The organism is Pseudoxanthomonas sp., from assembly GCF_051953815.1.
In the GTDB taxonomy this organism is placed as follows: domain Bacteria; phylum Pseudomonadota; class Gammaproteobacteria; order Xanthomonadales; family Xanthomonadaceae; genus Pseudoxanthomonas_A.
This window is the reverse complement of sequence record NZ_JBQCIJ010000064.1, coordinates 78,996-98,614: the sequence shown is the minus strand read 5'-3', so window position 1 is coordinate 98,614 and position 19,619 is coordinate 78,996. Positions and strand designations below refer to the sequence as shown.

General features: G+C 67.5%; 20 protein-coding genes. 10 read left to right on the top strand and 10 right to left on the bottom strand.

Features of this window, described 5'->3' with window-relative positions:
• The coding region (locus tag ACTHN1_RS19190) for a flavohemoglobin expression-modulating QEGLA motif protein (RefSeq protein ID WP_440472515.1) at positions 1-1,180 on the bottom strand (1,180 nt) is incomplete at its 3' end.
• A gap of 151 nt (positions 1,181-1,331) precedes the next feature.
• Positions 1,332-2,462, bottom strand: coding sequence for a ribosome small subunit-dependent GTPase A (gene rsgA, locus ACTHN1_RS19185; RefSeq protein WP_440472514.1), 1,131 nt, complete (start codon positions 2,460-2,462; stop codon positions 1,332-1,334).
• A gap of 90 nt (positions 2,463-2,552) precedes the next feature.
• Between rsgA and ACTHN1_RS19180 the strand changes: the two genes are divergently transcribed.
• From ACTHN1_RS19180 to ACTHN1_RS19170, 3 genes are read left to right on the top strand one after another with little or no spacing between them, the layout of a single operon-like run.
• Positions 2,553-3,830: an aminotransferase class I/II-fold pyridoxal phosphate-dependent enzyme gene (locus ACTHN1_RS19180; protein ID WP_440472513.1), complete on the top strand. Its 1,278-nt coding sequence runs from the start codon at positions 2,553-2,555 to the stop codon at positions 3,828-3,830.
• Positions 3,831-3,837: 7 nt separating this feature from the next.
• The gene (locus ACTHN1_RS19175) at positions 3,838-4,341 is read left to right on the top strand and encodes a hypothetical protein (RefSeq protein ID WP_440472512.1); all 504 of its coding nucleotides are present in this window, start codon (positions 3,838-3,840) and stop codon (positions 4,339-4,341) included.
• An 11-nt stretch (positions 4,342-4,352) separates the two neighbouring features.
• Positions 4,353-4,997: an SGNH/GDSL hydrolase family protein gene (locus ACTHN1_RS19170; protein WP_440472511.1), complete on the top strand. Its 645-nt coding sequence runs from the start codon at positions 4,353-4,355 to the stop codon at positions 4,995-4,997.
• A 45-nt stretch (positions 4,998-5,042) separates the two neighbouring features.
• Here the strand turns inward: ACTHN1_RS19170 and ACTHN1_RS19165 are convergent, their stop codons facing one another.
• Complete coding sequence (locus ACTHN1_RS19165) at positions 5,043-5,825, bottom strand: polysaccharide deacetylase family protein (protein ID WP_440472510.1); 783 nt, start codon at positions 5,823-5,825, stop codon at positions 5,043-5,045.
• 54 nt (positions 5,826-5,879) lie between these two features.
• Here ACTHN1_RS19165 and grxD point away from each other — a divergent pair, with 54 nt between their 5' ends.
• Positions 5,880-6,809: a Grx4 family monothiol glutaredoxin gene (gene grxD / locus ACTHN1_RS19160; RefSeq protein ID WP_440472509.1), complete on the top strand. Its 930-nt coding sequence runs from the start codon at positions 5,880-5,882 to the stop codon at positions 6,807-6,809.
• Positions 6,810-7,022: 213 nt separating this feature from the next.
• Here grxD and ACTHN1_RS19155 read toward each other — a convergent pair whose 3' ends face one another.
• From ACTHN1_RS19155 to ACTHN1_RS19145, 3 genes are all read right to left on the bottom strand, one after another.
• Positions 7,023-7,562: a DUF924 family protein gene (locus tag ACTHN1_RS19155; protein ID WP_440472508.1), complete on the bottom strand. Its 540-nt coding sequence runs from the start codon at positions 7,560-7,562 to the stop codon at positions 7,023-7,025.
• Between the two features lie 100 nt (positions 7,563-7,662).
• The gene (locus ACTHN1_RS19150) at positions 7,663-8,211 is read right to left on the bottom strand and encodes an N-acetyltransferase family protein (RefSeq protein WP_440472507.1); all 549 of its coding nucleotides are present in this window, start codon (positions 8,209-8,211) and stop codon (positions 7,663-7,665) included.
• A complete protein-coding gene (locus tag ACTHN1_RS19145) occupies positions 8,208-8,984 on the bottom strand; it encodes an AMP nucleosidase (RefSeq protein WP_249889406.1) in 777 nt (258 codons plus the stop codon). The genes ACTHN1_RS19150 and ACTHN1_RS19145 overlap by 4 nt, the downstream gene beginning before the upstream one ends.
• Positions 8,985-9,095: 111 nt before the next feature.
• On the opposite strand from ACTHN1_RS19145, the gene ACTHN1_RS19140 reads away from it, so the two are divergent.
• The 3 genes from ACTHN1_RS19140 (at position 9,096) to ACTHN1_RS19130 (ending at position 12,268) form a co-directional block, all read left to right on the top strand.
• Positions 9,096-10,517 (top strand): amidohydrolase, encoded by a 1,422-nt coding sequence (locus tag ACTHN1_RS19140; protein ID WP_440472506.1) that lies wholly within the window; start codon positions 9,096-9,098, stop codon positions 10,515-10,517.
• Positions 10,514-11,782 carry an amidohydrolase family protein gene (locus ACTHN1_RS19135; protein WP_440472505.1) on the top strand — a complete coding sequence of 423 codons (1,269 nt, stop codon included), beginning with the start codon at positions 10,514-10,516 and terminating at the stop codon, positions 11,780-11,782. Before ACTHN1_RS19140 ends, ACTHN1_RS19135 begins: the two co-directional genes overlap by 4 nt.
• 93 nt (positions 11,783-11,875) lie before the next feature.
• Positions 11,876-12,268 (top strand): DUF1761 domain-containing protein, encoded by a 393-nt coding sequence (locus ACTHN1_RS19130; RefSeq protein WP_440472504.1) that lies wholly within the window; start codon positions 11,876-11,878, stop codon positions 12,266-12,268.
• Between the two features lie 25 nt (positions 12,269-12,293).
• Here ACTHN1_RS19130 and ACTHN1_RS19125 read toward each other — a convergent pair whose 3' ends face one another.
• Positions 12,294-14,000 carry a sensor domain-containing diguanylate cyclase gene (locus tag ACTHN1_RS19125; RefSeq protein WP_440472503.1) on the bottom strand — a complete coding sequence of 569 codons (1,707 nt, stop codon included), beginning with the start codon at positions 13,998-14,000 and terminating at the stop codon, positions 12,294-12,296.
• Between the two features lie 262 nt (positions 14,001-14,262).
• Between ACTHN1_RS19125 and ACTHN1_RS19120 the strand changes: the two genes are divergently transcribed.
• Together ACTHN1_RS19120 and ACTHN1_RS19115 are read left to right on the top strand one after the other, a co-directional pair.
• Positions 14,263-15,210, top strand: a complete 948-nt coding sequence (locus tag ACTHN1_RS19120) for a DegV family protein (RefSeq protein ID WP_440472502.1) — start codon at positions 14,263-14,265, stop codon at positions 15,208-15,210.
• Between the two features lie 76 nt (positions 15,211-15,286).
• Positions 15,287-15,631 carry a hypothetical protein gene (locus ACTHN1_RS19115; protein ID WP_440472501.1) on the top strand — a complete coding sequence of 115 codons (345 nt, stop codon included), beginning with the start codon at positions 15,287-15,289 and terminating at the stop codon, positions 15,629-15,631.
• A gap of 50 nt (positions 15,632-15,681) precedes the next feature.
• On the opposite strand, the gene fghA is transcribed toward ACTHN1_RS19115, so the two are convergent.
• The 3 genes from fghA to ACTHN1_RS19100 form a co-directional block, all read right to left on the bottom strand.
• Positions 15,682-16,512, bottom strand: a complete 831-nt coding sequence (gene fghA, locus ACTHN1_RS19110; protein ID WP_440472500.1) for an S-formylglutathione hydrolase — start codon at positions 16,510-16,512, stop codon at positions 15,682-15,684.
• Positions 16,513-16,532: 20 nt separating this feature from the next.
• On the bottom strand, positions 16,533-17,642 hold the full coding sequence (locus ACTHN1_RS19105; RefSeq protein ID WP_440472499.1) for an S-(hydroxymethyl)glutathione dehydrogenase/class III alcohol dehydrogenase: 1,110 nt from the start codon (positions 17,640-17,642) through the stop codon (positions 16,533-16,535).
• A gap of 79 nt (positions 17,643-17,721) precedes the next feature.
• On the bottom strand, positions 17,722-17,997 hold the full coding sequence (locus tag ACTHN1_RS19100; RefSeq protein ID WP_440472498.1) for a metal/formaldehyde-sensitive transcriptional repressor: 276 nt from the start codon (positions 17,995-17,997) through the stop codon (positions 17,722-17,724).
• Between the two features lie 339 nt (positions 17,998-18,336).
• Between ACTHN1_RS19100 and ACTHN1_RS19095 the strand changes: the two genes are divergently transcribed.
• Complete coding sequence (locus ACTHN1_RS19095) at positions 18,337-19,602, top strand: SIR2 family NAD-dependent protein deacylase (RefSeq protein ID WP_440472497.1); 1,266 nt, start codon at positions 18,337-18,339, stop codon at positions 19,600-19,602.
• Positions 19,603-19,619 lie beyond the last annotated feature (17 nt).

The following is a 19,619-nucleotide window of genomic DNA, read 5'->3' as shown; positions in this document are numbered from 1 at the left end:
CGGCCAGCCCGTTCGCGCGGGCCACCCAGGCCGGCAGCCAGCGCGGTTCCCTGAGGTCGCCGCTGTCGAACAGCGGCTCGAAGCGCTGCACGTCGGCCAGGGTCATCTTGCCGGCGAACAGCAGCCGGCACAGCCGCAGCTTGCGGTGCTTGAGCGCCCAGCGGAAGAAGGTGTGCACGCCGATCAGGCCACGCAGGTACACGGTGTCCTTGGTGAAGGCCGCGCCGCCGGTGGTCGGCACGCCGCGGAACACGCGCTGCGCCGAGGTGAAACTCTCCACCTCGCTCTGCCCGGATTCCAGGAAATAGCGGAACACCTGCAGGAAGTCCGCGCCCTCCAGCGCCATCGCCACCGCCTCGATGCGCAGGCTGACCCGCTTCATCCGCTCAATGTCGATGCTGCCGGTGATCTGCTCGGCGAAGGTCGCCAACCCTTCCTGGGTCTCGGTGATGCGCGGCGACGACAGCGCCAGGCTGGGAAACAGCGGCTGTTCGCGGCCGTTGAGCGCGGTCAGCGAGTGCACCAGCGCCTCGTGCTGGAGCAGTTGCCGGCGGTCGTAGTCGCTGAAGGCCGCGCCGTGGCGCAGGCGGATGCGGGTGGCGCCGGCGGCCGCCTTGGCGATCAGATCCGGATCCAGCTCCACCGTGATCACGCGGGCGTCGAAGAAATCGTCCAGGTCGCCCTGCAGCTGCAACTGCAACGCGGTGGCCGAGACCGGAATCTGCTCCTCCGGCGCCAGCAGTTCGCGATCCAGATCCTGGGCGATGGCGATGAAGTGGCGGGCCGCGTCGCGGGTGGTCGGTCCGTTGCCGGGCAGGGGCGCCTCGGGCGTGCCGAACAGGGTGATCGAATGCGTGGTCACCGCCGGCGTTCCCAGGCATTCCAGCAGTCGCGCGGCGGTCGACCAGCTGGCCACCGACTCGCGCAGGTAACGTCCCAGCGGATGCGCGTCGTCGGCGGCCTGGGCGATCGCCTCCAGTTCGCGGCGCGCCTCGCTGAAATCCAGTTTCGGATACTCCACTTTCGGCAGGCGCGGATTGCCGCGTTCCATGCCTTCCAGGAAGGGCGCCTGCAACGCGGCCGGCCAGCTCGCCAGACTCAGCAGCTTGATGCCGCGCACCGCCTTGACCAGACGGGCGTCCAGAGCGGCGTGATGGGTGATGTCGGGGGAGAGATTCATCGCGTCCATGCCGATGCCCCGCGCATATTTCCCGCGCATGCCTCCCCTGTAGGAGCGACGTCAGTCGCGAAGGCGACCAGGGCGGACGTCTTCAAGGTCCCCACCAAGAACTCGCGACTCACGCCGCTCCTGCAGAAGAGATGATCCTGCATCAATGCCGCCCGTATTTCTCGTCCAGGCGCTTGTTGAGCGCCTTGCCCTGCACGCGCGCCTCCGCCTTCTGCGCCAGCCGGGTGGCCAGCTTGCCGGCGGCGTTGGCCACCTCGTCGCGCAGCTTGAGGTAGTTGAGGAAACGCTCCTCGTCCAGCTCGCCGCGCTCGATCGCCGCGCGCACGGCGCAGCCGGGCTCGCGCTGGTGCGAACAGTCGCGGAAGCGGCATTGCTCGGCCAGGGCCTCGATGTCGGCGAAACCGCCTTCGACCAGATCCTCCTCGCCGGTCGGCTTGAGCTCGCGCATGCCGGGGGTGTCGATCAGGCAGGCGCCGGAAGGCAGCGGCATCAGCGCACGATGGGTGGTGGTGTGGCGGCCGCGCGAATCGTTCTCGCGCACTTCGCCGGTCTTCATCCGGTCATCGCCCAGCAGGGTGTTGGTGAGGGTGGACTTGCCGGCGCCCGACGATCCGACCAGCACCACCGTGCGTCCCGGCTGCAGCCACGGCGCCAGCACCGCGACGCTGTCGGCATCCTTGGCGTTGAGCGCGAATACCGGCACGTCCTGCGCGGTCACGTCGGCCAACGCCTCGATGGCGTCGCCCGCGTGCTCGTGCCGGTCGGCCTTGGTCAGCACCACCACCGGCTGCGCCCCGCCGCTGCCGACCAGCAGCAGGTAGCGTTCGATCCGGCGCGGGTTGAAGTCCGCGTCCAGGCCCGAAACGATGAACACGGTGTCGATGTTGGCCGCGATGACCTGCTGCTGGTAGTGCTCGCCGGCGGCCCCGCGCTTGATGCCGGTATGCCGCGGCAGCAGCGCGACGATGCGCTTCCTGCCTTCCAGCAGCACCCAGTCCCCGACCGCCGGGCGCTCGTGGGCCGGCGAGCCGGCCTTGCGGAACCCGGGCCGGCGCTGCCACTCCGGCAGGGACTCGGCCTTGATGGCGGCGTCCGGGCCGTCGGCGACCACATAGCCCGAACGGTGCTGCTCGGTGACCCGTGCCGGCCGCGCCGCCGGATGGGCCGCCAGCAGGGCGGCCCAGGCCGGATCATCCGGCGTCCCCGGCCAGGGCCAGCCGATGACGCGCAAGGGGGCGAAGTCGAGGGGGGGATGTACGGAATTTGCGGGCATGGCGGGATTCTAGACGCCTGTTAAACCGGGCGGCGCGCGCCTGCATAAATTTCCGTTAAGCTGGCCGTCCGACTCCCCAAAACCATTGCCATGTCTGCCCCGTCCTCCTTCCAGCTGCCCGTGCGCGAGCGCCTCTCCGAAGTCCGTTACGAAATCCGTGGCGAGCTGGCTCGGCGAGCTCGTGAGCTGGAGGGCCAGGGACGCAAGCTGATCAAGCTGAACATCGGCAACCCGGGCGCCTTCGGTTTCCGCGCCCCGGCGCATCTGCAGAAGTCGATCGTCGGCGACATCGACCACACCGATCCGTACACCCACCAGCAGGGCCTGCCGGCCGCGCGCGAAGCCGTCGCCGCCGCCTATGCCCGTCGCGGTACCCCGCATGCCAGCGCTGATCGCGTGTTCATGGGCAACGGCGTCAGCGAGTTGATCGACGTCTCGCTGCGCGCGCTGCTCAATCCCGGCGACGAAGTGCTGGTGCCCTCGCCCGACTATCCGCTGTGGTCGGCCGCCACCATCCTCAACGACGGTCGCCCGGTCTACTACCGCTGCACGCCGGAAAACGACTTCCTGCCGGATCCCGGCGAGATCGAACAGCTGGTGTCCTCGCGCACGCGCGCCATCGTGCTGATCAACCCCAACAATCCGACCGGCGCCATCTATCCACGCGAACTGCTGGAGCGGATCGTCGCCATCGCCGCCAAGCACAAGCTGCTGCTGATGGTCGACGAGATCTACGACCAGGTGCTCTACGACGGCGCGCGCTTCGAGCCGGTCGCGCCGCTGGCCGGCGATCATCCCTGCATCACCTTCAGCGGCCTGAGCAAGGTGCACCGCGCCTGCGGCTGGCGGGTGGGCTGGGCGGTCGTGTCCGGCAGCACCGAGCGGGTGCGCGAGTACCTGCAGGCGATGGATCTGCTGAGCGCGCTGCGCCTGTGCGCCAACGTGCCCGGCCAGTACGCGGTGGAAGCCGCGGTCAACGGCCCGGACACCATCACCGAACTATGCTCGCCGGGCGGACGCCTGTACGAGACCCGCCGCGCGATCATCGAGGCCTGCGAGGCCAGCGAGCACCTGGAACTGGTGCGTCCGGATGCGGCGCTGTATGCGTTCCCGGCCGTGATCGGCGATGCCGCCAAGGGCTTCGACGATCACGCCTTCGCCCTGGAGCTGCTGGAAACCGAAGGCGTGCTGGTGGTGCCGGGCTCGAGCTTCAACGTGCCTTTCCGCAACCACTTCCGGGTGACCTTCCTGCCCGAGCCCGCGGTGATGCGCGAAGTGTTCACCCGCATCGGCCGCACCCTGGATCGCCGCGCCGAGGCCGCCACCAAGGTGGTGCCGCTCAAGGGACGCCGGCCGGCCGCGGCCTGAGTCGCTAATGGTCGAAATCGACTGGAGCCGGCTGCGTCACGCCTATGGCGATGCGGCCGGGATTCCGGCGCTGATTCAGCAACTCGAGAATTTTCCGGCCGAGGCGGAGGCAGAGCGCGAGCCCTGGTTTGGCCTGTGGAGTGCGCTTTGCCATCAAGGCGACGTGTATTCCGCGTCCTTTGCCGCGGTGGTGATGATGTCGCCGATACTGGCCAGCGCGCCGGAACGGGCCACATGCAGTTTTTTCGCGCTTCCGGCATGCATCGAGATCGCCCGCGAGAACCAGGGCCTGGTGGTGCCCGGCGAGCTTGCTCCCCTGTATCGGACCGCGCTGGATCATCTGACCCACTCCGCGCTCGCGTACCTCCGGAACGGCGATGAACCGGATACGCGCGCGGCCGCGTTGGCGTTGATCGCGGCCGCCAGTGGAAGCCAGCGCGTTGCGGACCTGATTCTGGAAGTCCAAGATGACGCGCTGGATGACGTTCTCGAATGGCTCCGTTCACGCTGAAGAGTGACAGCATGGCCACGACCCACACCACCGCCCTGCTGCCCGAGTTGAGCTATCTGGCGCTGGGCGATTCCTACACCATCGGCGAAGCCGTGCCCGAGTCCGGGCGCTGGCCGGTGCAGCTTGCGCAGGCGCTGCGCAACGAAGGCGTTCCGCTGGCGGATCCCCGCATCATCGCCGCCACCGGCTGGACGACCGACGAGCTGGACGCGGTCATCACCGCCCGGGAACCACTCGGCACGCATGACTTCGTCAGCCTGCTGATCGGCGTCAACAACCAGTATCGTGGCCGCGACGTGGACGAGTACCGCGTGCAGTTCTCGGCATTGCTGTGGCGTGCGATCGGGTTTGCCGGCAATCGGCCGGAGCGGGTGATGGTGCTGTCGATCCCCGATTGGGGAGTGACGCCGTTCGCCGTGAAGGAAGGCCGCGACGGCGCCCGCATCGCGCGCGAACTGGATGCCTACAACGACACCGCGCGGCAGGCCTGCGCCCAGCGCGGCGTCGCGTTCGTGGATATCACCGCGGTCAGTCGCGCGCGCGGCGCGGAAGCGGCAATGCTGGCCAACGACGGCCTGCATCCCTCCGCCTCCCTGTATACCGAATGGACGCGTCTGGCGCTGCCGGTCGCGCACCGCCTGCTCGCCCACGCCTGAGCTTCCGGCGGCGCCGCGCGATCCGGCGCCCGCCTCAACAGATTCCTACTTGGACGCGGGCAGCACCGTGGTGTAACCCTCTTCGGCCAGCCAATCGAGCAGGCGCGCGAGGATCTCGACGTTGTGCCCGTGCGCGGCGCCCTCATGCAGCAGCACGATCGCGCCCGGCCGGATGTCGCGGCGCAGGCGGGCCAGGACCTGGCCGGGCTCGCAGTCCACCCCGTCGAAGCCGCGCGCGCTCCAGGCCACCCGCGCCAGCTGGTGGCGCTTGAGCGAGAGGCCCACGAAGGGATTGGTCATCCCGACCACCGAGCGGAACCAGCGCGGCGTCTGCCCGGAGATCACCGTCAGCAACGACTGGTTGCGGCCAATTTCGTCTTCCATCGCGCGCGGCCCCAGCCGCCAGAAGCGGGTATCCGGATGGCTGGCGCTGTGGTTGCCGATGCCGTGTCCGCGACGGAGGATTTCCTGCGTCAGTTCCGGCCGCGCCACCGCACGCTCCCCGACCAGGAAAAAGGTCGCGAGGGCGCCGTGGCGCTCCAGCAGATCCAGCATCGGCCGGGTATCGGCGGACGGTCCGTCGTCGATGGTCAGCCAGACTTCGCGCCGGTCGGTGGGCAGGCGCGACAGCGCCGGGCAGAACAGCCCCGCGCGCGGGTACAGGGTCGCCGCGACCAGGACCAGGTGGGTCAGCACCATCAGCGGCAGGCCCCAGGTCCAGCCCAGGCGCCACCACAGCACCGCGACCGCCACTTGCGACAACGCCAACAGGCCCAATATCCATCCGGGCCGGCGCGGGACGCGATGCAGTGTTCTTGCGCGGGTCATGCCCCATGATGCCACGGGGCGTAGAATTCCCTTTCCGTCCCCCGGTAGCCGTCCATGTCCCTCGACCCCGCCCTGCGCGCCCGTATCGAATCCCTCCTGCAGTCCAACCGCGTGGTGCTGTTCATGAAGGGCCAGCCCAATATGCCGCAGTGCGGTTTCTCGGCCAAGGCGGTCGGCGCGCTCGGCGCGCTCGGCGTGGACTACGCGCACGTCAACGTGCTGGCCGATCAGGAAATCCGCGAAGGCATCAAGGTCTACGGCGACTGGCCGACCATCCCGCAGCTGTACATCGACGGCGAACTGGTCGGCGGCAGCGACATCATCGAACAGATGACCAACTCCGGCGAGCTGGCCAGCCTGCTCGGCCTGGACGCGCCGGATCGCACCCCGCCCGCGATCACCATCACCCCGGCCGCCGCCGAGATGCTGCGGAACGCGGTCGCCGACGCCGGCCCGGGCGCCGCGCTGGCGCTGTCGATCAACGCCCAGTTCCAGCCCAACTTCCAGCTGGCGCAGTTCGACGCCAACGCCATCGCCGCGGAATCCAACGGCGTGCGCGTGCAGTTCGATCTGGGCAGCGCGCGCCGCGCCGACGGCATCACCATCGACTGGGTGGACGACATCCGCGGCAAGGGCCTGGCGATCGACAACCCGAACGCGCCCAAGCCGGTGCAGGCGCTGTCGCCGATGGAGGCCGACGCCAAGGTCCGCGCCGGCGAAGTGCTGCTGGTGGACGTGCGCCCGGCCGACGAGCGCGCCATCGCTTCGGTCGCCGTGCCGTTCAAGACCTTCGACGGCAACGGTCGCGCCGATCTGGAGGCGCTGCCGAAGGACACCGCGCTGGCGTTCCTGTGCCGCAGCGGCGGCCGCAGCCAGCAGGCCGCCGAGGAATTCCGCGCGCTCGGCTTCACCCGCGTCCACAACGTCACCGGCGGCATCAACGCCTGGGCCGACGAAGTCGATGGCACGCTCAGCAAGTACTGATCCGCTCCGCGATCGAAACGGGAAACGGCGCCTTGCGGCGCCGTTTCTTTTTTCCGCGAGTGTCGACCGACGCCCCCGATCCGGATTCCGCCGAGCTCCCTTCCCCGTATGCGGGGAAGGTGCCCGAAGAGCCTGCCCTGGACGTGATCCGGGGGCGAACGGGGGCAGGCCTGGGTACGAACAAACCGCTTCTTTTTCCGGCAACCGTCGACCCTAGCCGCTGAAACCGCCCTCGGCCAGATAGGCCCGTTCCTCATCGGTGGAATCGCGTCCCAGCGCCGGATTGCGGTGCGGGAAGCGTCCGAAGCGGGCGATGATGTCGTAATGCAGCTGCGCGTAGCGGATGTAGTTGGCGTCGCCGGTGGCGTTGAACAGATCCAGCGAGCGTTGCTGATCGGCCAGCGCCTCCGAATGCTCGAACGGCATGTAGAAGAAGATCCGCAGCGCCGGGTCCACCTGCCGGTCGAAGCCCGCGTCGACCGCGCGCGCGGCGTAGTGCCGCGCCAATCCGTCGGTGGCGTAGGAATGCGCGCTGCCCCGGAAGCAGTTGCGCGGGAACTGATCCAGCAACAGGATCAGCGCCAGCGCGCCCTGCGCATCGGCCAGCCAGTCTTCCCGCTCGCGGCGCGCGGCCAGGAAATGCAGCTCGCGGAACGCATCGTGGAAACGGTCGTCGAATACCGGATCGCGCGCGAACCATTTCTCGTAGCCCGCGTCCTGCCAGAACTCGATCACGCGGCGTGCGTCGCTCATGTCGGAATCTCCATGCCTGTCCGGTCGCAAGGCTAACCGCTGCGGCGTGGCGACGGCGCATCGGCCTCTGCACGCAGCGTTCCGTCCATGGCGCCGGCGCCTAGGCCGGCAGGGACAACGCCAGCACCTGATCGTCGTATTCGCGCCCACCGACCTGGAAGCGGCGCTGGCCCACCGTTTCGTAGCCGGCCTTGCGATAGAACGCGATCGCCGCGTGGTTGTGCGCGTAGACGCCCAGCAACAGGCGGGGCGCGCCCTGCGCGGCCGCCTCGTCGATGGCCGCGCGCATCAGCGCCGCGCCGATGCCGTGGCCCTGGAAGCGATGCAGCAGGTAGATGCGCTTGACCTCGCGATCCTCAGCGCGCGGATCGGACACCGGCAAGTTCGCCGGCGACAGCACCAGGTAGCCCACCGGCGCGGCGCCGGGGGAGACTTCCGCCAACCAGATCCGGTAGGCGGGATCGGCCAGCCATCGCGCGTACAACGCCGCCGCGTGCTGCTCGTGGCAGTGGCGCAGGATGTCCGCACCCTCCAGCACGCCGGCGAAGGTTTCCAGGAAACTGGCCGCGCCGACCGCGGCCAGGGCGTGCTCGTCGCCCGGCCCGGCGCGCCGGATGCCGATGTCGAACGAGCCGTTGTCGCCGCTCATTCGTCGAATCTCAGGTGCCGGACCGACTTGCCGTTGCGGCGGATCAGCTTGAGCGCCTCGATGCCGACGTTGATGTGGTTCTGTACGAACGCGGAACTGACCTTGGCGTCGGACGCTTCGGTCTTGACCCCTTCCGGGATCATCGGCTGATCCGAGACCAGCAACAGCGCGCCGCACGGAATGCGGTTGGCGAAACCGGCGGCGAACACGGTGGCGGTCTCCATGTCGATGGCCATGCAGCGCATCACCCGCAGGCGTTCCTTGAACGCGTCGTCGTGTTCCCACACGCGCCGGTTGGTGGTGTAGACCGTGCCGGTCCAATAGTCGTGGCCAAGGTCGCGGATCATCGTGGACACCGCGCGCTGCAACGCGAACGCCGGCAGCGCCGGGACTTCCGGCGGCAGGTAGTCGTTGCTGGTGCCCTCGCCGCGGATGGCGGCGATCGGCAACACCAGGTCGCCCAGCTGGTTCTTCTTCTTCAGCCCCCCGCATTTGCCCAGGAACAGCACCGCCTTGGGCATGATCGCGGAGAGCAGATCCATCATCGTCGCCGCGTTGGGACTGCCCATGCCGAAATTGATCATGGTGATGCCGTCGGCGGTGGCGCTGGCCATCGGCCGGTCCAGGCCGACGATGGGCGCGCCGGTCAGCTGCGAGAACGTGTTGAGGTAGCCGCCGAAATTGGTCAGCAGGATGTGTTCCCCGAACTGGTCCAGCGGCACGCCGGTGTAGCGCGGCAACCAGTTGTCGACGATCTCGTTCTTGTCTTTCATGGGCGTCCTCTTTTCTCGTTGTTATCAGGTCATTCTCGCACGCACGGCCTCCTGCACTTGGCAAGCCGGCACGGGGCGGTTAGGGTCCAGCCACCTTCCGGGGGAAAATCCATGCGACTGACCTTGATGGCCGGGCTCGGCCTGGCTTTGCTCTGCACCACGGCCCAGGCGGCGACGCCGGCCTCGCGTTTCATCCAGGATCCCTATCCCAGCACCTACCGCCCGATCGCTTCCGGCCCGGTGCTGATCGAACATGCCACCGTGCTGACCGGCACCGGCGAACGGCTGGACGACGCCGACGTGCTGGTCCAGGACGGCCGCATCGCGGCGGTCGGCCGCGGCCTGCAGGCGCCGGCCGACGCCACCCGGGTGGACGCGCGCGGCAAGTGGGTCACCCCCGGCATCATCGACGTGCATTCGCATCTGGGCGTCTATCCCAGCCCCGGCGCGCGCGCGCACCAGGACGGCAACGAGATGACCGGTTCGGTCACCGCCAATGTCTGGGCCGAACATTCGGTGTGGCCGCAGGATCCCGGCTTCCACACCGCGCTGGCCGGCGGCGTCACCACCCTGCAGGTGCTGCCGGGTTCGGCCAACCTGGTCGGCGGCCGCGGCGTCACCCTCAAGAATGTTTCCGCCACCACCTACCAGGGCATGAAGTTCCCGGGCGCGCCGTGGGGCCTGAAGATGGCCTGTGGCGAGAATCCCAAGCGCGTGTATGGCGGCAAGGGCGTGCCGCCGATGACCCGCATGGGCAACGTCGCCGGCTACCGCGCCGCCTTCATCGACGCGGCCGAATACCTGAAGAAGAACGCGCCGAAGGACTCCGAACCGAAGAAGAAGCGCTGGTGGCAGCGCGGTTCGGGCGAGGGCCAGGACAGCAGCGGCGACAGCGGCGGCAAGCGCGATCTGAAGCTGGACACGCTGGCCGGCGCCATCCATGGCGACATCCTGGTGCACATCCACTGCTATCGCGCCGACGAGATGGCCACCATGCTCGATCTCGCCAAGGAGTTCGGTTTCAAGGTCGCCGCTTTCCACCACGGCGTGGAAGCCTACAAGCTGGCCGATCGGCTCGCCGCCGAGGGCGTGTGCGGCGCGCTGTGGGCCGACTGGTGGGGCTTCAAGATGGAGGCCTTCGACGGCATCCAGGAAAACATCGCGCTGGTGGATCGTCCCGCCAACAGCTGCGCGATCGTGCATTCGGATTCCGACGAGGGCATCCAGCGCCTCAACCAGGAGGCGGCGAAGGTGATCGCCAGCGCGCGCCGCGCCGGCATGGGCGACATCACACCCGAGCACGCGATCCGCTGGCTCACCGCCAACCCGGCCAGGGCGCTGGGCGTGGCCGCGCAGACCGGCACCCTGGAGACCGGCAAGATGGGCGATGTGGTGATCTGGAACCAGAATCCCTTCAGCGTCTACGCGCAGGCCGAACAGGTCTACATCGACGGCGCGCGCGTGTATGACCGCCACGACCGGAGCCGCCAGCCGGTCTCGGACTTCCTGCTCGGCCAGGAGGTGTCGCGATGAGCCGCCGTCTGCTGGGCCGCCTGTGCCTGCTGGCCGCCGCCGTCGCGGCGGCGCCGGCCTTCGCGCAGGACGTGCTGATCCGCAACGCCACCGTGCACACCGCCGCCACGCAGGGCACGCTGAAGAACGCCGACGTGCTGATCCGCAACGGGGTGATCCAGGCGGTCGGCAGCGGCCTGGCCGCGCCCGCGGGCGTGGACGTGGTCGATGCCGCCGGCAAGCCGCTCACGCCGGCCTTCTTCGCCGGCATCACCGAGATCGGCGTGGAGGAAGTCTCCGGCGAGCAGGCCACCGACGACAGTTCGGTGTCGCTGAGCAACCTGCAGCCGATGCGCCCCGAATTCGACGTCACCCTAGCCTACAACCCGGCTTCGGTGCTGGTGCCGGTGGCGCGGGTGGAAGGCCTGGGCTTCACCTTGCTGGGCGCCGGCACCGGCGCATCCTTCATCGCCGGACAAGGCGGGGTGATGCGCCTGGATGGCGGCGCGGATCCGATCGGGCCGCGCGCATTGTTCATCCGCCTGGGCGGCGGCGCTTCCGGCCTCAGCGGCAACTCGCGCGCGGCCCAGTGGATGCTGCTGGATCAGCTGGTCGCCGAAGCCCGCGGCCGGATTCCCGCCGATTCGCCGCACGCGTTGTTGACGCCGGCCGGCCGCGCCACCCTGGCGAAGTACCTGGCGGGCAACGGTCGCCTGGTGGTCGGCGTGCATCGCGCCGCGGACATCCGCCAGCTGCTGCGCTGGGCGAAGAAGGAAAACGTGCGCATCGCGATCAGCGGCGGCGCCGAAGCCTGGAAGGTGGCCACGGAACTGGCGCAGGCGCGGGTGCCGGTGTTCGTCGACGGGCTGGCCGCGCTGCCGTCGGATTTCGATCAGGTGGGCGCCACGCTGGAAAACGCGAAACGCCTGGATGCAGCCGGCGTCAGCGTCGGTTTCACCCAGTCCGGCGACGCCTCGCACAACGCGCGCAAGATCCGCCAGCACGCCGGCAACGCGGTCGCCAACGGCCTGCCCTGGGAACAGGGCCTGGCGGGCCTGACCCGGGTGCCGGCGCAGGCGCTGGGCGTGGACGACAGACTGGGCAGCATCGCGCCGGGCAAACTCGCCGATCTGGTGTTGTGGAGCGGCGATCCGCTGGACGTGATCAACACCGCCGAGCGGATCTGGCTGGGCGGCAAGTCGATGCCGATGCGCTCGCGCCAGACCGAACTGCGGGATCGCTACCTGCGCGACAGCGGCGCCTTGCCGCGCGCCTACAGCCGTTGAGCACCCTCCCGGTCGGCGAACCGCCGGCCGGGCCTGTCCCCGCACCCGGGACGCGCCTACACTGGCGCGTCATCCAGCCCGGGGGAGCGGCGAATGGAGCAGATCAATTTTCTGGCGGTGCTGGCTGCCGCGGCATCGGCTTTCCTGCTGGGAGGTCTCTGGTACGGCCCCCTGTTCAAGCAGGCCTGGTGCCGCGAGGCGGGAGTGGATCCGAACGCGTCCAACGGCCATCCGGCGCGGATCTTCGGCGGCGCCTTCGTGTTGAGCCTGATCGCGGCGGCGGCCTTCGCGTACTTTCTGGGCCCCTCGCCGGCGCCGGCGAAGGCGATGGCCACCGGCGCGCTCACCGGCCTGTGCTGGGTCGCCGCCAGCTTCGGCATCAACTACCTGTTCGCCGGCCGCTCGCTGAAGCTGTGGCTGATCGATGGCGGCTACCACACCCTGCAGTTCGCCCTGTACGGCGTGATCCTGGGCTTCTGGCACTGAGCGCCGGAACCGGGCCGGCGCCGGCTCAGGTGTCGGTATCGGCGACCCAGCGCGTGCCCACCGCGACCGGCGCGGCGGTGGCTCCGCCGTCATCGACCACCACCTGGTTGCCGCCCGCGCGCTTGGCGCGGTACATCGCCTCGTCGGCGCGCTTGATCAGGCTGGCGACGGTGTCCTCGGCGGTGCATTCGGCCACGCCGATGCTGACCGTCAGGCCGACGTCGATCTCGTCCACGCGCATGCAGCGCCGCTCGATTTTCACGCGCACCCGCTCGGCCAGGGCGGTCGCGGCCGGCCCGTCCACGCCGGTCAGCACCAGCACGAATTCCTCGCCGCCCAGCCGGCCCAACTGATCGCCGTACTGGAACTCCTCGCTGATCACCCGGGTGACCGCGCGCAGGCAGTGATCGCCGAAGGCGTGGCCGTGGCGGTCGTTGATCTGCTTGAACACGTCCAGATCGATGAACAGCAACGACAACGGAATATGCTCGCGCCGCCGTTCGAGGATGGCCCAGTCCAATCGGTACTCGATGCCGCCGCGATTGAGCACGCCGGTGAGCGCATCGCGCTCGGCGTGTTCCTTGGCGGTGTCGCGTTCACGGCGGAAGGTCAGCATGCGGTCGGCCAGGCCCAGCGCCATCACCACCGAGGCATAGCCCAGGACGAAGGGGTAACCGTAGTCGAGCCAGTCCCGCACCGGCATGCCCACGCTGATCTGCACCGCGCGCCAGGTGCCGAACACCATCAGCGGCACCCACGCGGCAAGGAAATAGGCGGCGTGGCGGCTGCCCTTGCGCCACGCCAGCGCGAGGCTGAGCAGGCTCAGCGCATGGGTCAGCAGGAACAGCACGTTGCCGATATCGGGAAACCATTCCTTGCGCGCCGGCCATGGCAGCGACAGGAACAGCAGCGCTACCGCCGGCAGGCGGATGCCCGACCAGCGCAGCCAGCGGGTCAGTCGCGGGGTCTGCTGGCGCAGGTCCGCGTATTCGATCATCAGGGTGGTGGTCAGCATCGTCGCCAGGGTGGCGATGTACCAGATGCCGGTCGCGCCGAAATGCGCGAGCACGCGCACGCCCGGCAGGGCATAGGCCTCGCCGTAGGAGCACAGCACGTACAGCATCTGCGCCAGCATGCTGCCGGCGTAGAGCAGGTAGACCCGGTCGCGCAGCACCAGCCAGAACAGCAGCACGCTCAGCGAAACGCCCAGCGCCACGCCCATCGCCATCATCAGCATCCGGGTGTGGTGGAGATCGGAGGCGGCGTGTTCGGCGCGCGACTCGACCCGCACGTGCAGCGGATAACGCGCGTCTTCCACCTTCACGTAGATCGGCTCGTCGCCCGGCAACGGAAACACCAGGGCATGCCGCGAATAGCGCGGATCCAGATCCGGATCGAACAGGCGATGGCTCACCGGGACGCCGCCGGGCCGGGTCAACACGGTGACCCGCGCGCTGTAGGGGTGATAGACCACCAGCAGGGGCGATTCCATCCCACCCTTGGGTTGCAGTCGCCATTCACCGTTGCCGAGCACCGGCAGCGCACGCGCGGATGCGTCGGCGTCGGCGCGGCTTTCAAATTCCCGTTCGGAAAACAGGCCGGCGGTCTGGTCCGCTTGCTGCGCGGCGACCACGGGCAGGATCCGATCGACGCGCGCGATGCCGCTCTCCTGCGCCATCACCGATTGCGTCAGCACCATCCCCAGCAGAATCCACCACCACCCCAGTTTCATGCCACTCCCTTCCTGCGGGCGGAAGTGTGGGGGCCGGATTCCTCGCGCCACAAGAGGAAATGCGGCTACTTTGTGATGCTCATCACACTAATATTTAGTCATAAGTCGCCCGGAATCCCTGTCCGTAATCCCGTTTCTATCGTGACCAGGCGCGCTATATAGTGATCCCTCGCACAATCCCGCTCGCGGGACGCGACGCCGCCGACGGCTTGCGATAGCGTGCGTCAACAGACAAATGCGACCGCTGCCGGGAGGGGCAAAGATGCGCATTGGAATCGTCGTCGACTCCGCCTGTGATCTGCCACAGGATTTTCTCCAGAACAACAACATCATCCTGCTGCCCATCACCGTGCGCATCGGCGATGCGGTATTGACCGATCACCGCGACGAGGAAGCCACCCTGAGCTTCCTCCACGCGCACGTGGCCACGCGCGGCCACGAGGCCGAGACCACGCCGTTCTCGGTCGCCCAGATCCGGGATCTGTTCCTGGGCAAGCTGGTGATGGACTACGACCACGTGTTCTGCCTGACCATCACCCGCACCCGCAGTCCGATCCACGACAACGCGATGCAGGCCAGCTTCGCCATCCTCAACGACTACAAGGCGGTGCGCCAGGCCGCCGGGTTCAACTCGCCGTTCGCGCTGCGGGTGATCGACACCCAGAACCTGTTCGCCGCCCAGGGCGTCACCGCGGTGGAGGCGGTGCGCATGCGCGCGGCCGGCGCCAGCGTGCAGCAGATCCGGGTACGCCTGGAGGAACTGGCCAACCACACCCATGGCTACATGATTCCCCGCGATCTCTATTACCTGCGCGCCCGCGCGCGGACCAAGGGCGATCGCAGCGTCGGCCTGCTCAGCGCCGCGCTCGGCAGCGCCCTGGACATCAAGCCGGTCCTGCACGGCCATGCCGGCAACACCGAGCCGGTCGCCAAGATCAAGGGCTTCGAGAATGCGGTGGAACAGTTGTTCCGCTTCACCAGCCACCGGGTGATGGACGGCCTGATGACCCCGACCGTCTGCCTGGGCTATGGCGGCGAACTGTCCGAGATGCGCGCGTTGCCCGGCTACCAGCGCCTGCGCGACGTCTGCGCCAACCACAACGTCGAGGTGTTCGAGAGCGTGATGAGCCTGACCGGCATGGTCAACGTCGGCAAGGGCGCGATGGTGGTGGGATTCGCCTCCGAGCCGCATGTGTTCAAGCCGGCTTAAGCCAGCGCGGCCCGCCGTAACGGACAGCTAACGCTCGGGATCGCTAACCTTAGCCACCCAAGGACGAGAGGCTTGTATGGCCGTGCGTTACTACATCAGCCTGCCGGATCCCGACCGCGCCCGCGGCGGCGATCCCGCACTCAGTTTCACCGCCCATGGCGCCGAGGAATTCGCCGCGCAGCTGCAGGCCGCCCTGCAGAGTGATGGCCTGTTCCAGCGCTGGCGGTCGCAGCAGGACGATCCGGACGACGTCGATCCCGGGCTGGGATTGACCGACCCCGGCGCCCGCGTTTCCGGCCAGCAGGACGATCTGAGGATCGTGCTGGTGGCGACCACTTCGATTCCCGGCCAGGTCCTGAAGCACCGCCTGCGCCTGCTGTCCGGCAGCGCCTGGGAACTGCGCGACGTCTCCGCCGCCTGATCGCGGCCGGGGTCCGGGGCAAGGCGGGCCTGCCCGCCCGCCCACGAGGCTCACCCCCGCAATGCCGCCGCATGATGGGCGATGTGCTCGCCGATGAAGCTGGCGATGAAGTAATAGCTGTGGTCGTAACCCGGCCGCATGCGCAGGCTAAGCGGATGACCGGTCCGCTCGCATGCCTCGCGCAGCCACTGCGGTTTCAGCTGGCTCTCCAGGAACTCGTCCGCCTCGCCCTGATCGATCAGCAGCGGCAGGCGCTCGGCGGCGGTGGCGATCAGTTCGCTCGCGTCCCACGCCTTCCACGCCTCGCGGTCTTCCCCCAGGTAGGCGGTGAATGCCTTCTCGCCCCACGGTACCCGCGCCGGCGCGACGATCGGCGAGAACGCCGACACGCTGCGGTAGCGGCCGGGATTCCTCAACGCCACGACGAGGGCGCCATGTCCGCCCATCGAATGACCGCTGACGGCGCGCGCGCCGTTGGCGGGGAAATGCGCTTCGATCAACGCGGGCAGTTCATCGGCCACGTAGTCGTGCATGCGGTAGTGCGACGACCACGGCGACTGCGTGGCATTGAGGTAGAAACCCGCGCCTTTGCCCAGGTCGTAACCTTCCGCATCGGCCACATCGTCCCCGCGCGGACTGGTGTCCGGCGCCACGAGGATCACCCCGTGCTCCGCCGCGTACCGCTGCGCGCCGGCCTTGGTGATGAAGTTCTGCTCGTTGCAGGTCAGGCCGCTCAGCCAGTACAGCACCGGCAGCTTCTGCGTATCCGCCTGCGGCGGCAGGTACACGGCGAACCGCATGTCGCAGTCCAGTACGGTCGAACGATGGGTCCAGACTTCCTGCGTTCCGCCGAAGCAGGCGTGTTGTTCGATGCGTTGCATGTGTGGTGATCCCGGCACGGTCAGTAGTGGACCACCGAACGAATCGACTTGCCTTCGTGCATCAAATCGAATGCTTCGTTGATCCTGTCCAGTGCCATGGTATGGGTGACGAACGGCGCGAGTTCGATGTCGCCCTTCATCGCGTCCTCCACCATGCCCGGCAGCTGGCTGCGTCCCTTCACGCCGCCAAAAGCGGTGCCCATCCACTTGCGGCCCGTCACCAACTGGAACGGGCGGGTGGAGATCTCCTGTCCGGCGCCGGCCACGCCGATGATCACCGACTGGCCCCAGCCGCGGTGTGCGCATTCCAGCGCGGCGCGCATCACGTTGACGTTGCCGATGCATTCAAAGGAATGATCGACGCCCCAGCCGGTCATCTCGACGATCACCTGCTGGATCGGCTTGTCGAAATCCTTCGGATTGACGCAGTCGGTGGCGCCAAACCCGCGCGCCAGCTCGAACTTGGACGGGTTGGTGTCGATCGCGATGATGCGCCCGGCCTTGGCCTGGCGGGCGCCCTGGATCACGGCCAGACCGATGCCGCCGAGTCCGAACACCGCGACCGAATCGCCGGGCTGCACCTTGGCGGTGTTGTGCACCGCGCCTATCCCGGTGGTGACGCCGCAGCCGAGCAGGCAGACGTGCTCCGGGTTCGCCTCCGGATTGATCTTCGCCAGCGACACCTCGGCCACCACGGTGTACTCGCTGAAGGTCGAGCAGCCCATGTAGTGATGGATCGGCTCGCCGTTGTAGCTGAAGCGGCTGGTGCCGTCGGGCATCACGCCCTTGCCCTGGGTGGCGCGCACGGACACGCACAGGTTGGTCTTGCCGCTCTTGCAGAACAGGCATTCTCCGCACTCGGCGGTGTACAGCGGAATCACGTGATCGCCCGGCTTGACGCTGGTCACGCCCTCGCCCACTTCCACCACGATGCCGGCGCCTTCATGGCCCAGCACCACCGGGAACAGGCCTTCCGGATCGTCGCCGCTGAGGGTGAACGCATCGGTGTGGCAGACGCCGGTGTGGGTGATCCTGATCAGCACTTCGCCCTTCTGCGGCGGAGCGACGTCGATCTCGACGATTTCCAGTGGCTTGCCGGGAGCGAAGGCGACGGCGGCACGGCTTTTCATGGGGGTTCTCCTGCGTGATTCCTGGGATGACGACAAGGCGGCGCGAAAGCGGCCGCGACAAGGGGTGCCGCGAGGGCGGCTATTTCAGATAGGAACGCACGAGCCCGGCCATCTCGCGAACCCGGGCCTGGCGCTGTGCGTCGGACTGGGCCGGCTGGCCGAACTCCTCGCGGATATGGGCTTCCATCACTTCTGACATCAGGCCGTTGACCGCGCCACGGATGGCGGCGATCTGCTGGAGCACCGCGCCGCAGTCGACGCCGGCCTCCAGCGCCCGCTCCAGCGCCTCGGTCTGCCCGCGGACGCGTCGCACCCGGGCCAGCACCCGCTTCTTCTCGATCTCGGTGTGGGGCATGGCGCCTCCTATCCAATACTGGGGTATGGTATCCGAGCTGGCGCGTTCATTGAAACCGCGGGTCCGGATCCTGGACGGAAGACCATAGTTGCGACCGAGGGGCCTAACTATGGTCAATTCAGGGGGACCAACCTATGGTCCTCGGTCGGTCGGTTTATAGGGCATGCCGGGTGGCGGCAGCTGGGCAATTGACGTGGCTCCCCAGGGCGGGCAAACCCAGACAACGCACCCTAATCCCGGCCTCTGGAGGTATGGTTACAGGTCGGCTTGTTAGCCTGACCCTATCCAGTAGATCGGGTGCAGAATAGTGCTACTAGGGGATTCAGAGAGGGAACTCGCTTGAACACTTTCCACAACCCTGATCGCTTCATGTCGGATCTTCGGCAGATCCTGTCTCAAGGCCGGAAGCGCATTGGCCTACTGGTGGGCGCTGGTGCACCAATGTCGCTTCGAGTCAATGAGGCGGGGGTACTTGTCTCAGAGGGCGGACACCCATTGATGCCGGGTGTTGAAGCGCTTACCGCTCAGGCTATTGGAGCATTGGCCGGACAGCAGAAAGTTGCCGCTGAGGCCATTCGAGCGGAGCTCGGTGCTAGCGCAAACATTGAATCTATCCTTACGCGCATTCGACTTCTGCAACAGGCCCTTGGGTCTGCAAAGGTTCATGAACTGAACTCCGCGGGCTACAAAGCGCTAGGCGCAGAAATGTGCAAGAAGATTGGCGAAGTGGTGGGTGCCGCCCTGCCAAAGGGGCGAAATGCCTATACAGAGTTGGTCTCCTGGGTAAGCGGGACGCTTCGGGCGCATGCGCTCGAAATCTTCACCACCAACTACGATTTGCTGTTCGAAGAAGCCTTCGAGCGATCCCGGGCCTCTTACTTCGATGGCTTCACCGGAGGGAACCTACCCTTCTTCGACCCCGTTAGCGTCGCCAGCGACGACTTGCCGCCAAGGTGGTCTCGCCTTTGGAAATTGCACGGATCTTTAGGCTGGGCACTAGAAGGCGACTCCGTGGTTCGCGGACGCGGACGGGCTGCATCGCAACTCGTCTATCCCGACCATTTGAAGTACGAGTTGACCCAGAAACAACCCTACTCGGCCCTGTTCGAGCGGTTGCGCCAGTTTCTTCTGACGCCAGACAGCATCTTGCTCACCTCAGGTTTCTCGTTTCGTGACGCACACATCTGCGCCGTATTAGATGAAGCGCTTGCCATGAATGCAAACGCCTCGGTAATGGCTTTTCAGTACATGCCACTGGCATCTGAAGAAGCGGCCTGCAAGCTGGCATACGAACGCCCCAACCTTTCTGTGTATGCGTCCGACGGCGCTGTGATCGGTGGTGTCAAAGGAACATGGCGACTTGGGGACCCTCCAAAGAACTGGGAAGACATCCGTGCGACCTTTTGGGGGCCACGGAAGCAAGGAGAACCGAGTCAGTTCTTGTTGGGTGACTTTGCGTTTCTTACCCGCTTCTGCGCTCTCGCACAAGCAACCGATATGAGTTCACAGACTACGGTACCCGACACGGCGACCACGGCGCTCGGAGTAGGGACTCCCGCAGCGATCGCAGTTGCTGTAGTGAATGCGGGGGAGGCTAAAGCGTGAGTGCTAAGGATCCAACC